This window comes from Pantoea endophytica (assembly GCF_002858935.1).
GTDB classification, from domain to species: Bacteria; Pseudomonadota; Gammaproteobacteria; order Enterobacterales; family Enterobacteriaceae; genus Pantoea; species Pantoea leporis.
The window spans coordinates 415,679-429,648 of sequence record NZ_PJRT01000033.1 but is presented as its reverse complement, the minus strand read 5'-3'; the positions used below and the strand labels follow the sequence as shown (position 1 = coordinate 429,648).

Annotated in this window: 13 protein-coding genes; 5 read left to right on the top strand and 8 right to left on the bottom strand. The window is 54.7% G+C overall.

Annotation, left to right across the window (positions count from 1 at the left end; translation table 11 throughout):
- The first annotated feature begins 205 nt into the window (after positions 1-205).
- The 4 genes from PZBJ_RS22675 (at position 206) to idnD (ending at position 4,765) form a co-directional block, all read left to right on the top strand.
- Positions 206-973, top strand: a complete 768-nt coding sequence (locus PZBJ_RS22675) for an SDR family oxidoreductase (RefSeq protein ID WP_101764394.1) — start codon at positions 206-208, stop codon at positions 971-973.
- 74 nt (positions 974-1,047) lie between these two features.
- Entirely contained in the window at positions 1,048-2,340 is a 1,293-nt protein-coding gene (locus PZBJ_RS22670) for an MFS transporter (RefSeq protein WP_101764393.1), read from the top strand.
- A 17-nt stretch (positions 2,341-2,357) separates the two neighbouring features.
- On the top strand, positions 2,358-3,713 hold the full coding sequence (locus tag PZBJ_RS22665) for an MFS transporter (protein WP_101764617.1): 1,356 nt from the start codon (positions 2,358-2,360) through the stop codon (positions 3,711-3,713).
- Between the two features lie 11 nt (positions 3,714-3,724).
- On the top strand, positions 3,725-4,765 hold the full coding sequence (idnD, locus tag PZBJ_RS22660; protein WP_101764392.1) for an L-idonate 5-dehydrogenase: 1,041 nt from the start codon (positions 3,725-3,727) through the stop codon (positions 4,763-4,765).
- 28 nt (positions 4,766-4,793) lie between these two features.
- Here the strand turns inward: idnD and PZBJ_RS22655 are convergent, their stop codons facing one another.
- The 8 genes from PZBJ_RS22655 to PZBJ_RS22620 form a co-directional block, all read right to left on the bottom strand.
- Positions 4,794-5,225: a hypothetical protein gene (locus PZBJ_RS22655; RefSeq protein ID WP_101764391.1), complete on the bottom strand. Its 432-nt coding sequence runs from the start codon at positions 5,223-5,225 to the stop codon at positions 4,794-4,796.
- Between the two features lie 94 nt (positions 5,226-5,319).
- Positions 5,320-5,529 (bottom strand): YMGG-like glycine zipper-containing protein, encoded by a 210-nt coding sequence (locus PZBJ_RS22650; RefSeq protein ID WP_061718879.1) that lies wholly within the window; start codon positions 5,527-5,529, stop codon positions 5,320-5,322.
- A gap of 202 nt (positions 5,530-5,731) precedes the next feature.
- A complete protein-coding gene (locus tag PZBJ_RS22645; protein WP_101764390.1) occupies positions 5,732-6,463 on the bottom strand; it encodes a YoaK family protein in 732 nt (243 codons plus the stop codon).
- 195 nt (positions 6,464-6,658) lie between these two features.
- Positions 6,659-7,519, bottom strand: a complete 861-nt coding sequence (locus PZBJ_RS22640; protein ID WP_101764389.1) for a DeoR/GlpR family DNA-binding transcription regulator — start codon at positions 7,517-7,519, stop codon at positions 6,659-6,661.
- 186 nt (positions 7,520-7,705) lie between these two features.
- A complete protein-coding gene (locus PZBJ_RS22635) occupies positions 7,706-8,653 on the bottom strand; it encodes a D-ribose ABC transporter substrate-binding protein (RefSeq protein WP_101764388.1) in 948 nt (315 codons plus the stop codon).
- Positions 8,654-8,726: 73 nt separating this feature from the next.
- Positions 8,727-9,782, bottom strand: coding sequence for an ABC transporter permease (locus PZBJ_RS22630; RefSeq protein WP_101764387.1), 1,056 nt, complete (start codon positions 9,780-9,782; stop codon positions 8,727-8,729).
- A 22-nt stretch (positions 9,783-9,804) separates the two neighbouring features.
- Positions 9,805-11,343 (bottom strand): sugar ABC transporter ATP-binding protein, encoded by a 1,539-nt coding sequence (locus PZBJ_RS22625; RefSeq protein WP_101764386.1) that lies wholly within the window; start codon positions 11,341-11,343, stop codon positions 9,805-9,807.
- Positions 11,340-11,993: a DUF2291 domain-containing protein gene (locus tag PZBJ_RS22620; RefSeq protein ID WP_101764385.1), complete on the bottom strand. Its 654-nt coding sequence runs from the start codon at positions 11,991-11,993 to the stop codon at positions 11,340-11,342. The genes PZBJ_RS22625 and PZBJ_RS22620 overlap by 4 nt, the downstream gene beginning before the upstream one ends.
- 423 nt (positions 11,994-12,416) lie before the next feature.
- On the opposite strand from PZBJ_RS22620, the gene PZBJ_RS22615 reads away from it, so the two are divergent.
- The gene (locus PZBJ_RS22615) at positions 12,417-13,964 is read left to right on the top strand and encodes an FGGY-family carbohydrate kinase (RefSeq protein ID WP_101764384.1); all 1,548 of its coding nucleotides are present in this window, start codon (positions 12,417-12,419) and stop codon (positions 13,962-13,964) included.
- The last annotated feature ends 6 nt before the right edge of the window (positions 13,965-13,970 follow it).

Here is a 13,970-nt window from a genome sequence, read left to right as displayed (position 1 = left end):
AAAAGCGATACTGCAAAACCCCGAAATTTAACTATTACTTTCATTAAGTTAATCATCAAAGGTAGATAATTACCTTCTGATGATGACATTAATAATTTGTGAGATATCTTACAAATCTCTCGCCTGCCAATTGCTGCCTTTCTGCGCATAACGTAAAAGTAACTCATCCAACTTGTTAGTCATGTTACATGAAGGACGTTTTGTTATGCAGACCTTATTTAACCTCTCCGGGAAAACCGCCCTGATTACCGGCTCAACGCGCGGTTTGGGATTTGCTTATGCACAAGGCCTGGCACAGGCCGGCGCAAAAGTGCTCCTGAATGGCACGCGTCAGGAGCACATGGATAAGGCGCTGGAGCAATTACAGCAACAAGGATTTGATGCCCGAGGCTTTCTGTTCAATGTGGCAGATGAAGCCGCGATTGAAGCGGTATTCCAGCAGCTTGATGAAGAGAACATTCACGTCGACATTGTGATCAACAACGCAGGCATTCAGTTCCGCAAACCGATGCTGGAACTGGCATTGAGCGACTGGCAGCGGGTGCTGGATATCAATCTCACCAGCGCGTTCCTCGTCTCACGTGCTGCAGCCAAACGCATGGTGGAACGCCAGCGCGGTGGGAAAATTATCAATATCGGATCGCTGACCAGCGAAGCCGCGCGCCCTACCGTCGCGCCCTACACTGCGGCAAAAGGCGGCATCAAGCTGTTAACCAAATCGATGGCGGCTGAATGGGCGCCCTTCAATATCCAGACCAACGGCATTGGGCCGGGCTATATCCTCACCGATATGAACGAAGCGCTGATCGAAAACGAAGAGTTCAATAAATGGGTCTGCAGCAGTAATCCTTCTGGTCGCTGGGGAAAACCCGACGAACTGGTTGGTACCGCCATCTATCTGGCGTCCTCTGCTTCCGATTACGTCAATGGCCAGATGATTTACGTGGATGGCGGCTGGCTCGCCACCTTATAACGGGCTGATTTAAACGACCTAAGCTGGGCATCAAGACTCAGCTGTATCCTACTCAAGCGACCTGAGGTCATAGCATGAACCAGAATATTGCAGGGATTTTACCGGCCAGTCGGTGGGGAAAACTCATCCCGATTGCCTTTATTACCTATAGCCTCGCCTACCTCGATCGTGCCAACTACGGTTTTGGTGCCGCCGCAGGTCTGGCTGAAGATCTCAATATCACGCCCGCCATTTCGGCATTACTCGGCGCACTGTTTTTCCTCGGTTATTTCTGTTTCCAGGTGCCGGGCGGCATTTACGCTGAAAAGCACTCGGCGAAGAAGCTGATTTTCTGGAGCCTGATCCTGTGGGGCGCATTGGCCACCGCCACCGGCATGGTGCACAGCGTGGCGTTGCTGGCGGTGATCCGCTTCCTGCTCGGCGTCGCAGAAAGTGTGGTGATGCCGGCGATGCTGATCTTCCTCAGCCACTGGTTCACGCGCGCGGAGCGTTCCAAAGCCAACACCTTTCTGTTCCTCGGCAATCCGATTACCGTGTTGTGGATGTCGATTCTCTCCGGCTATCTGGTGAACGCCTTTGGCTGGCGCGGCATGTTCATTATTGAAGGCGTGCCTGCCATCTTATGGGCATTCATCTGGTGGAAAATTTATGCCGACCGACCGCGTGATGCCAAATGGCTGAGCGAGGCCGAAAAGCGCGCGGTGGAAAACGCGCTGGCGGCAGAGCAGCAGTCGATCAAACCGGTTAAGAATTACCGTGAAGCTTTCCGCTCGCCTAAAGTGCTGGCGCTGGCGTTTATCCACTTCTTCTGGAATATCGGCATGTACGGTTTCATCATGTGGCTGCCTTCCATGCTGAAGAGCGCGTCCGGCATGGGTATTGTCGCGACCGGCTGGCTCTCAGCCGCGCCCTATCTGCTCGCCGTGCCGCTGATGCTGACCGCATCCTGGTTCTCCGATAAATACCAGCAGCGTAAAAACATCGTGCTGCTTTTCCTTGGGCTGGGCGCGGTGTGCTTCATTGCTTCCTTTACGCTCGGTGCGACGCACTTCTGGTTCTCATGGGTGCTGCTGGTGATCGCGGGCGGTGCGATGTACACGCCGTACGGGCCCTTCTTCGCTGCGATCCCTGAGATGCTGCCACGCAACGTTGTGGCGGGCGCGATGTCCTTCGTGGTCTGCTTCGGTGCGTTGGGATCCTTCGTCGGCGCATGGATTGTGGGCTATCTCAATGGCCTGACCGGCAGCCCAGCGGCCTCTTATGTATTTATGGGCGGATCGCTGGTTGTGGCGGTATTACTCACCGCACTGACCACCTTTAGTAGCCTGAGCACGCCAACGGCACAAACCCGCTCTGCACACTCATAGAGAATGAAGTCATGACCATGAAACCCACGCGCACGCGTTTAAGCGTTTTATTCATGCTGTTTATTGTCACCGCTATCAACTATATGGATCGCGCTAACCTGGCGGTAGCCGGTTCCCATATTCAGGGCGAGTTTTTCTTATCCGCCACGCAGTTAGGTTTACTGTTTTCGATGTTTACCTGGTTTTATGCTCTGAGCCAGATTCCGGTCGGCTATCTGCTTGACCGTATTGGTTCGCGCTGGCTGTACGGCAGCGCGATTGTGCTGTGGAGCCTGTTTACCCTGCTAATGGGATTGGCGTCGCATCACTTTTTCACCACCGCCACCGCGTCATTTTTGATGCTGTTGGTGTGCCGCGCGCTAATTGGCGTAGCGGAAGCGCCCTCTTTTCCCTCCAACACCAAAATCATCGCCACCTGGTTTCCCGACCATGAACGTGCGCGTGCAACGGCAACCTATTCCAGCGCGCAATACATTGGTCTGGCGCTGCTGACGCCGGTGCTGTCGTTTATCGTCTCTCAATGGGGTTGGGAGATGTCATTTTATCTCTCTGGCCTGGTGGGCATTGTGTTCGGCATTTACTGGCTGATTGTCTATCGCGACCCGCAGCACAGCAGCAAAGTGAATGATGCGGAACTCGATATCATCCGCAAAGGCGGCGGCCACGGTTCAGTGAATCAGCAAACCGGAAACGGCAAGGTTAACTGGCTGTCGGTAAAATACATTCTGCGCCAGCGCACCACCTGGGGTTTATTTATCGCGCAGTTCGCGGCCTCATCGACGCTCTACTTCTTCCTGACCTGGTTTATTGTCTATCTGGAAAAAGGGCTGCATCTGTCGATCGATAAAGCGGGGATTGGCGCAATGTTCCCTTATCTGATGGCGATGGCTGGCGTGCTGTGCGGCGGAACGCTGAGTGATTTCCTGCTCAAGCGTGGCCGCAGCCGCACCTTTGCACGCAAGCTGCCGGTAATGCTGGGGATGTTGCTCACCTGTTCGATTGCGCTAGTGAATTTCTTCCAGGACAGCCCGATAATTGCCATCGCTATTCTCTCTATCGCCTTCTTCGCCAACGCCTTCTCTAATCTCGGCTGGGTGGTGTGCAGCGATGTGATTCCGCGCCACTTAATCGGCACTATTGGCGGCTTTCTGAATATTTTTGGCAATCTCTCCGGCATTGTCAGTCCGATCATCATCGGCGTTATTTTGCAGCGCACCCACAACTTCCAATACGCGATGTGGTACATCGCTGCCGTCGCACTGATGGGCTTTTTGGCCTACCTGCTGCTGGTTGGCAAAATTGAAGTGATGACGCCGCCCGGCGAACAACCGGCTGAAAATAAGAAGAAATTTGAAACCCCTTCAAACGCATAGAGAGAAGCATAATGCAGCAGAAAAGAGTGAACGCGGTGATCGTCAATGCCGCACATGATGTGCGCTGTGAGTCGCGGGAAATTGAGTGGAACGCGCAGCAAGTGTTAGTCAAAGTTGAACGTGGCGGGATTTGTGGCTCGGATATTCACTATTTCCAGCATGGCCGCGCGGGCATGTCAGTACTGAAAGCGCCGATGATTTTAGGCCATGAATTTGTTGGCATCATCGAGCAAGTGCCAGAAAACAGCGACCTGAAGGTTGGCCAGCGCGTGGCGATAAACCCTTCCCAACCGTGCCAGCTGTGCGCGCTGTGTCAGGAAGGAAAACAGAATCTTTGTCGCTCAATGCGCTTTATGGGCAGCGCGCAGTTTTTCCCGCATGTTAACGGCGGATTTGCCCAATATGTGGCGGTTAATCCCGTGCAGTGCGTACCGTACAGCGATGGCGCGGATGCCAAAGTGATGGCCTTTGCCGAACCGCTGGCGGTCTGTATTCATGCGGTACGCCAGGCTGGCGATCTGACCGGCAAGCGCGTGCTGGTCACCGGCGCCGGACCGATCGGTTGTCTGGTCATCGCGGCGGCACTGGCTTCGGGTGCCACCGAAGTGGTGGCTACCGACATCAGCGAACGTTGTCGTCAGTTGGCGATCAATATGGGTGCCAGCGCGGCGCTGGATCCGCGTGACGAACAGCAAATTGCGCGCTGGACAGAAAATGGCGGCAGTTTTGATGTCTGTTTTGAAGCTTCCGGCGCAGGCGCGGCGGTGGCTTCGCTGGTCGCCTTTACCCGTCCGGGCGGCATTATCGTGCAGCTTGGCATGGGCGCGGCAGAGGTAAACTATCCCATCGGGCCGTTGCTGGTCAAAGAGATACAGTTACGCGGATCTTTCCGCTTCACCAGCGAATTCACTACCGCAGTACGCTGGCTTGAGCAAGGCAAAATCAATCCGCTGCCGCTGCTTTCAGCCGAAATGCCCATGCAGGATGCCGCACTCGCGCTGGAGCTGGCAGCGGATAAAGAGCGTGCGGCTAAAGTCCAGCTGGTTTTCTGAAGGATAACCGGAGAGAAAGCCTCTCCGGTTATTTCCTGAAACGGACTAAATCCTTCAGGGTGGCGTGCTCGAATTCGGGTAATGCAGCAAAAATGCCATCACCTTGCATGTCATAAATTTGCTGAAAATAAAATTTTGCGCCATCAACTGCGCCCAGAGCATAGAGCGCACGCGCAAGCGTCATTCGGGAAAGTATTTGGTTTTGTTGCGCTTCCCAATCTAGGGCTTCTTTCGCCGCTTCAATTGCTTCTTGATAGCGCTGACACTGGATTAATATTGCGCCATAGCCGCTCATAATCCAGAAATAGATATCGTCATCTCGCAGATGCGCTTTGGCTAATTCAGCGGCTGCACCCCATGAACAGGCTGCAGCCTGATGCTCACCCAGCGAATCAAGTGAAATACCTCGATTCGCTAAATCGAAGGCTTTCTCATGCCAGTTTTTACGGTGGAACTCCATGTCATCACCTCATTTTGCGGTAGGAACAGTATTGATATCCTATGCAGCATAAATGAGAGTGAAATAAAGTTCATAGTTACGCGAGAATATTTCCTTACCTGCTAACTTCGTGTCCGATTAAACCACCGATCGCCGCGCCACCCAATGTACCGAAGGTGCTACCACCGGTAAGTACCGCACCGCCTACCGCACCAACACCGGCACCAATCGCGGTATTTCTGCCACGATGCGACATGCCACACGCGGTAACAGAAAACATGACCAGTACGACAATAGCAATATTACAGCTGCGTTTTAAAAGCATACAAAGCCTCACTGCCATGAATAGATGGCATGCAAAAGTGTTTATTTGATTGTTGTTAAAATACCCAATCTGTTGTGACTGGCACTGCTCGTCGGCGTGAATTTAAGGTGTTTTATGATGAGACGGAAGGTAAAAATTCTTATTTGCGGGTGGCACTAGCGAGGCGGCGAAAAAGTCGCCGCCTTGCACACGCTCCATCATGTCAGGAAGCAGCTCGCTTTACCCGTGCCACCGTTCTCACCATCGCCAATGTGGCAACAATCAGCAGTATGCCGCCGACCATCGACATGGCTTTAAAACCTAGATGTTTAAACATCATCAGGCCGACAATCCCGCCGATCAGGAAGGAAAATATCGTAGTCAGATGCGTGAACAGCTGACGTTTCTGGCCTGAGAACTGTTTTGACGGATCGCGGCGGAACAGCGCGGCTAATACCGATGCCAGCGAAATTCCGGCATCGGTTAACGTGCCGGTAATATGGGTGGAGCGCACGCGGCCATTGGATAACTGCGTAGAGGTTGAATTATGCACGCCCATCAGGAAGCCCAGAATGACAATAACTTCCCGGTTGTTGGCCGACGAATAAAAGAACATTTCAAACAGCGATAACGCTATTAAGGCCAGCCCTTCAACCCACAATATTTGGCAGAATATAATGCGATTGCCATTGGCTAATCCGCTGATCACCACCATTCTCGCCGTGACCGCACCACAAACAAAGGCAAACAGGATGGTGGCTAAAAAGGTGATATCACGGAAATTAACGTTCGATACTTCACTGGATAATTGAGAGGTATTACCTGACATATGCGAGGGGAAAAAGCCAAACGCCCCCAGGGCGATTGCATTGAGCACACCGGCGGCCGTGGCGAGCCACATTGCCAGATTTCTGTCCTCATCATGCGTTCGTGTGCGTTTAAGTTTAATCAGCATCAGATACCTCATTATTCTGAACCAGGGCCGAATAATAACCATAGAGCACTACGCAGCGTACATAACCAGGAAATCCCCGAATAAGACGCTAAGCAGATTAAAGAAAGTAAAAAAAATCAACGAGGCGGGATATATTTAAATTAATGTAAAGATTGGCACGTCATATAAAGGTCGCCATTTAGGATGCCCGCCTTTTCAAGAATTAACCGAATGATTTATTTTCATCGGGGCGACCACCACATTCACGCCTAAATCCTGCATACGCCGCAAAATAGGCACTGGCGTGCCCTGATTAACAATTACCACATCGAATTCACTCAGATGCGCAAAACGGTGCAGCGCCCGGCGTTCAAACTTGGTGTTATCCATCATCAGAATGCGCTTCTGCGCGGCATCAAACATCGCGCGTTTGGTCTCTACCGTTTCTGCGGATTGGTGGAACACTGCATCATCGATAATCGCTGACATGCTGACGAAAAACACGTCGGCGCGCAGGCTGGCAATTTCATCCCGCGTCATGCGGCCCATAAAAGCATTGCACCAGTGATAGAACTGTCCGCCGAGGCCCATCAAAGTGATATCGCGGCCATTGCGCAGCTCGTTCATGAGGGTCAGGGAGTTGGTGATCACCGTCAGCGGCGCGCGCGCCGAGAGCAGCCGCGCCATCTGCTGCACGGTGGTGGAATCATCGAGGAAAATCGCCTGTCCCGGTTCGAGGTAGGTCGCGGCGACATCGGCAATCGCCTGTTTCTCTTCCAGCTGACGCGTGGCGCGATAGATATCGCTGGATTCAACCAGACTAGTTGGCGTCGCGGACACCACGCCGCGCGATTTATGCAGCAGGCCGCGCTCAACCATTTCGTCGATATCACGATGGGCGGTCATCAAACTAATGCCGAAGCGATCGGTGATGTCTTCGATGCGAATCGCCCCTTCTGCCATCACCGCTTCGGCGATTAACTGGCGACGGGCCAGTTGCCGCGCCTGGCGGCTATCGCTGGGTAAGGTTTCGGCCATAAATACGCCAAGTGAAGAGTCCTGCGGGTTATGCGCCATATTTCATCCGGGAAAGTGAAGCGAGAAGCGTTTTCGGCACTCATTACAGCGTTTAATACGGATTTTGGCAAATTGCGACTAACGTTACACTGCGTGATAAATCGCGCCGCTACGAATACGTGCGTTTCAAAGGTGGTTGTTATAAAAAACGCACATAGCGTAGTGGCGCAATTTATTGCGCAACTTTTACTGCTTCAGAACAAACGGTGAAGCAAAGTTACCGGCGTTCTCTTTAGTGATCAGGATGCAGTCAAACAGCTGCTTCTCCGAGGCCGCACCGGTCTTACCGGTTTTCAGGAAGCTATCCGCCTGCTCTACCGCTTTCTGCGCGAACTGCGCCACCGGCTGCATCACAGTGTAGGCCAGCGTACCGGCTTTCACAGCGTCAACCGCATCCGGTGAACCGTCAAAACCGCCGACTTTGATCTGATTCAGCTTGCCAGCTTCTTTCAACGCAGCGATCGCGCCCAGCGCCATTTCGTCGTTGCCGCTGATCACGCCTTTAATGTTGGGATTGGCTTGCAGCAGTGACTGCATTTTGTTGAAGCCTTGTGTGCGATCCCAGTTAGCCACTTCCTGACCGACTTTCTTCAGCGTGGGATATTGCGACAGCACCGTATCAAAACCGTTGGCGCGGGTAGCAGCGTTATTATCTGACGGCGGGCCGACCAGCTCGACATAGTTCGCACTATCACCCACCTGCTTCACCCACTCCATTGCGCCAACCGCCGCTCCCTGCGCGTTGTTAGAAACCAACTGCGCTTTGGCGAGCCCGCTCTGGTTCAGTTCGGCATTGATGATAAATACCGGAATATTGGCGGCGATGGCCTTTTTCACCGAGCCGACCGAACCATCGGCGTTCGCCGGATCGAGAATAATCGCCTTCGATTTATTGGTGATCGCCGTATCAATCAGTTGACTTTCGGTATTGGTATCGCCTTTGTGCGCACTGACTTTGGCGCTGTAGCCCAGCTTTTCCGCCGCTTTCTGCGCTACCTGGCCTTCCGTTAGCCAGTAAGGGTTGGAAGGATCGTTAACGATGATGGTCATTAACCCGTTATCTGCCCAGGTGGGTGCAGCAAAAGTGGTGATGGCCATAGCCGCAGCCGCGATGAAGAGACGTTTAGTGAACATAGTTGGTGCTCCGTTATTATTTGGGGTACAGGTTTTACGGATATCCGCGCGCTGCTGAAACAGCGCGCGTGAGTTAGCGAGCGCGTCGTCCGTATTGCAAGGTGTTGAGCAATACCGCCAGCACGATCACGGCACCAGTGAACACCGTCTGCCAGTAAGCAGAGACGCCGATAATCACCAGGCCATCAGAGAGAAAACCAATCACGAACGCGCCAAGCAGCGTGCCGCGCACGTTGCCGCGTCCACCGGTCAGGGCCGCGCCACCAATCACCACTGCCGCAATCGCAGTCAGTTCATAAGTGGTACCAGCGGTTGGGCCGGCCGAGGTGAGCTGTGAGGAGAGCACCAGCCCGGCGAGTGCCGCGCAGACGCCAGACAACACATAGACGCTGATTTTGATGCGCTTCACCGGCACACCCGACAGATCGGCCGCACGTTCGTTACCACCCGACGCGTACAGCCAGCGACCAAACGCTGAGCGGCTAAGCAGGAAACCACACGCCAGCGCCACCACGCCCAGCACCAGCACGCCAACCGGGATATTGAAGAGGCGATTAAAACCGAGCCAGTCGAAGCCGGTATTCCCCAGCGCTTCGCTGCCGGAGAGTTTGTTGTAGGTCAGACCATTAGTGATCAGCAGCGCAATGCCGCGCGCCACATACATGGTGCCGAGCGTGGCGACGAAGGCCGGAACGCGGAACCAGGCGATAAGCACGCCGTTGACTAATCCCACCAGCGCGCCCACCACCAGCGTCAAAATCGCCACCGCCCACACCGGTAGATAGAGCACCACGCCGAGCGCTTCGAGGTTGATGCCCTGCATCATAAATCCGGCCATCACTCCAGCGAGACCCAGCGTGGAGCCCACCGATAAATCAATGCCACCGTTGAGGATCACCAGCAGCATGCCGATCGCCGGCAAACCGAAGATCGCCACGTGCGACGCCATGGTGAGAAAGTTAGCGCCGGTAAAGTAGTTGGGCGACAACATGGAGAAGGTAGCGATAATCACCAGCAGCGCGATGAATGCGCGCCCTTCCAGCAGCAGGCGCGCCACATTCAGCTGCTTGTCGCTTTTTTTCTTGTTTACCACCGGCGGCGTGTCCAGCGTTTGGGTTCTGTCAGTCATACCTTTTGCTCCACTTTTCATGTCATGCCACCAAAGACTCGCCTGAAGCGGCCATAATGCGTTCTTTACTGACGCTGGCGTCGAAGATGGCGGAGATGCGCCCTTTGCTCATCACCACAATGCGATGGGCAATACTCAGGCATTCGCCCACTTCCGAAGTGGTATACACCACCGCCAGCCCCTTTTTGGCGTTCTCTGCCAGCAGGCGAAACACTTCCGCTTTAGCACCGATGTCGATGCCGCGGCTCGGCTCATCCAGCAGAATCACTTTGGGACGGGTGGCGAGCATTTTGCCGATCACCACTTTTTGTTGATTGCCGCCGGAGAGCGATCCAATCGCCGCATCGCCGCCAGAGGTTTTCACCGTCACGTTACGAATGCTGTCGTTGACCAGCTGTTTTTCCCGGCTTCTGGAGAGCACCAGTCCGCGTACAAAGTCGCCGATGCTGGCCAGCGACAGGTTTTCCCCCACCGACATGGTTTGTACCAGGCCATCGCGCTGCCGATCTTCCGGCACCAGCGCCAGCCCAATTTGAATGCGTTGTGAGATGGTAAGCGCGGAGATATCGGTGTCCTGCAGCAGAATGTGACCGCTGCTTTGCTGCAGACGTCCGGCGATGCACTCCAGCAGCTCGGTGCGCCCCGCGCCCATCAGCCCGTAAATGCAGACAATCTCCCCGGCTTGCACCGCCAGCGATAAGTTGTCCACCAGCCGAATGCCGGTTTTACTTTTCAGCGTCAGATCTTTCACCGTCAGCGCCGGCAGCCCGAAGTCGTAGCCCTGCGGCGGCGATCCCAGATCAAAGTGATCGCCCACCATGTTGCGCACGATCCATTCGAGATCGATCTCATCGCGTTTGGCATAGGCGGTCATCACGCCATCGCGCAGCACCACCGCCCGATCGGTAATCTCCAGCGCCTCTTCCAGGTGATGCGAGATATAGACAATCGCGACGCCCTGGCTGGTTAAATCACGGATCACCTGAAACAGCACCGCCACTTCCGCCGCGCTCAGTGCCGAGGTCGGTTCATCCATGATCAGAATCTGCGAATTCACCGACAGCGCGCGGGCAATCTCCACAATCTGCTGCTGTCCGAGGCGCAGGTTTTCCACCGGCGTCAGCGGATCGATCTCCTCCTCCAGCGCCGCCATCAGGTGCGCCGTCACGCGCGCCTCTTCGGCATAATCGACGCCGCCCGGCTTCATGATTTCGCGGCCCATAAAGATGTTGTCGCGCACGTTCATATTCGGCGCGAGATTCAGCTCCTGATGGATAATCGAGATGCCACAGTCACGCGCTTCGGTGGCGGATCGAAAGGTCTTCTCCTCGCCGTGTAGCAAGATTTCCCCGGTTGTTGGCGTAATCACACCAGACAAAATTTTCATCAGCGTCGATTTACCCGCGCCGTTTTCACCAAACAGCGTGGTCACTTCGCCACGACGAATTTCGAAATTGACGCCCTTCAGCGCGTGCGTGGAGCCGTACACTTTGCTGACGTTGCGCGCTTGCAGGATCACTTCGCCTTTCAGCAAGGCGGGATTGAGGTTGAACGGTTTCATTTCACCTCCATGCTGACCGGCGTCACCATCCAGTTTTTCGCGTTGAGTAAGCGGAACACGCCAACCACCTGCACGGTTTTTCCCGGCAACGCATCACGATCCAGCTTGTCGAGCACCGCGCTTTTCATCGCACGATTGATGGCGGAACCGGCATTTTGATATTCGATTTGGTTCGTGAAATCACCGAACTGGATCTTGCCGTTAGCGTCACGCAGATCGGTGCCGGTAATCGCCGGACCGGTTTGCAGCCGCACCTGCATATCTCCCGGCAATCCATCGATTTTCATCGGGAAGATGCCCATCTGCCCGGCTTGCACCACGCCGGAGAACTTGACGGCAAAGACCGGCAGCGGTGCGCCAACGCCATATTTCTGCACCGCTTCCTGCTGATTAGTTTGCAGCGCATCGGCTAACGTTTTGGCATCTACTGCGCGTGATGCCACATCCTGCTGGATGGTCGGGAAGGTTTTCTGGCCGTAACTGTCGGGGGAGAAGCCTTGCTCCTGCGCATCTTCGGCGGAGCCCATTTTTACCACTTTGGTGTCGAGCGCCATCGCCGCGATCAGCGCAATCACCACCACGCCGAGGGTGGCGTAACGCTGGACGCGCTTGCGGGAAATTTGCTGGGCCTGGATTGAGACATCGGACATAACGTGACCTCTCACTGACATCAGCTGCGATAATCGCGCCGATAATGTTATAAATGTGATAACTTGTGTGATGAGAATTGTGCTGATGTGACTAAATTGTCAACAGGTGACGCGCAATTTTTTCAGGAGAGCGATCTGGATCGCTTAATTGATGTCGGCCCCATCACAAAGCGCAATAAACCCCGCTCTATCAGCCTGTTCGCCGTGTTATCTCATTTCAATCTTTAAGGTTTTGACGCCTGATTCGTGATCACAATCGCTATTTCAGGTGAAATTTATTGGTTTTATCGAAAAATAATACAGTTGATATGTTATCTCAGTGAGAAGTGGTGTAAGACATTATTTAGCAAATTCATCACAGCCCGTTAACACCTTTCGGTGTTGGCGGCGATGAATTGAACTCTTCTTCTTTCGGAGGTGTATGTGGACAGTGGCGATATCATTCTGGGTCTGGATTCCGGCACCTCAGTGGTTAAAGCGGTGGCGTTTGATCTGGAAGGCACGCAACTGGCATGCGCATCGGTGCGTAACCGTTATTACCGCAGCGAAGGCGGCGCGGCGCAGCAGTCAATGAGCCAAACCTGGCAGGATGCAGTCACGGCGATACGCAAACTGGGCGAGCGTGTCGACAACCTGGCCGCGCGGGTGGTTGCCGTGGCCGTCACCGCGCAAGGCGACGGCAGCTGGCTGGTGGGTGCCAATAATCAGCCGGTCGGCGATGCCTGGATCTGGCTGGATGCGCGTGCGGCACCAACGGTTGAAAAACTCAATCATCACCCGTTAGCCGCTGCACGCTTTCGCGCTACCGGCACCGGACTCAACACCTGTCAGCAGGGATCGCAGTTGGCGCACATGGCTCACTTCTATCCCGAGCTGTTAGCTAACAGCGAAGTGGCGCTGCACTGCAAAGATTGGCTTTACCTCAATCTCACCGGCATCCGCGCCACTGATCCTTCTGAGGCCAGCTTTACCTTTGGCAACTTCCGCCACCAGCGCTATGACGATCAGGTGATTGCCGCGCTAGGCCTGGGACAGCATCGTCATCTGCTGCCGGAGATCATTGAAGGCACAGAAACCACGCATCCGTTAACCGCGGAAGCCGCGCAGGCCACCGGTTTACGGGCTGGCACGCCAATCTGCCTCGGCTATGTCGATATGGCGATGACCGCGCTTGGCGCTGGCGTGCATACCGGCGAAGCCAATACCGCCTGCTCGATTGTTGGCTCGACCGGCGTGCATCTGCGCAGCGTCGCCATTGATGAGGTGTGGCTGAATCCGGCACAAACCGGCTACGTGATCCCGCTGCCGTGGCCGGGCTATGTCACGCAGGTGCAAACCAATATGGCATCAACGCTCAATCTTGACTGGCTACTGAATCTCGCCAGCGATCTGCTTAACAGCTTTGGCTGTGAAATCGATCATGCCCGTTTGGTGGGCCATATCGATCGCTGGCTCAATGCGGCGAAGCCCGGCAGCCTGCTCTATCACCCGTATATCTCGATTGCCGGTGAGCGCGGGCCGTTTGTTAATGCCGAGGCGCGCGCCAGCTTTACCGGCCTGAGTTACACCCACAATTTTGGCGATCTGGTGCGGGCGATCATTGAAGGCATCGGTTTTGCAGCGCGCGATTGCTATCAGGCGATGGGCAGTTTGCCGGGAGAAATCCGTTTAACCGGCGGCGCGGTGCGTTCGCAGCCGTTACGCCAGATTTTATCTGCCTGCATTGGTGCGCCGGTGCGCATCAGCCAGCGCGACGAAGCCGGAGCGGCCGGTGCCGCGATGATGGCGGCGGTGGCGATTGGCGCGTATCCGTCGATGGAGAGCTGCGTCAAAACCTGGGTAATGCCGCTGCTGGATGCGCCCGAAGCGCCAGCGAGCGAACTGATGCAGCGCTACAACCAGCTGTTCCCCACCTATCAGCAGCTGCGTAACGATCTTCCTGCCGCCTGGCACGCGCTAAAACAGTTTTAAGGAGTA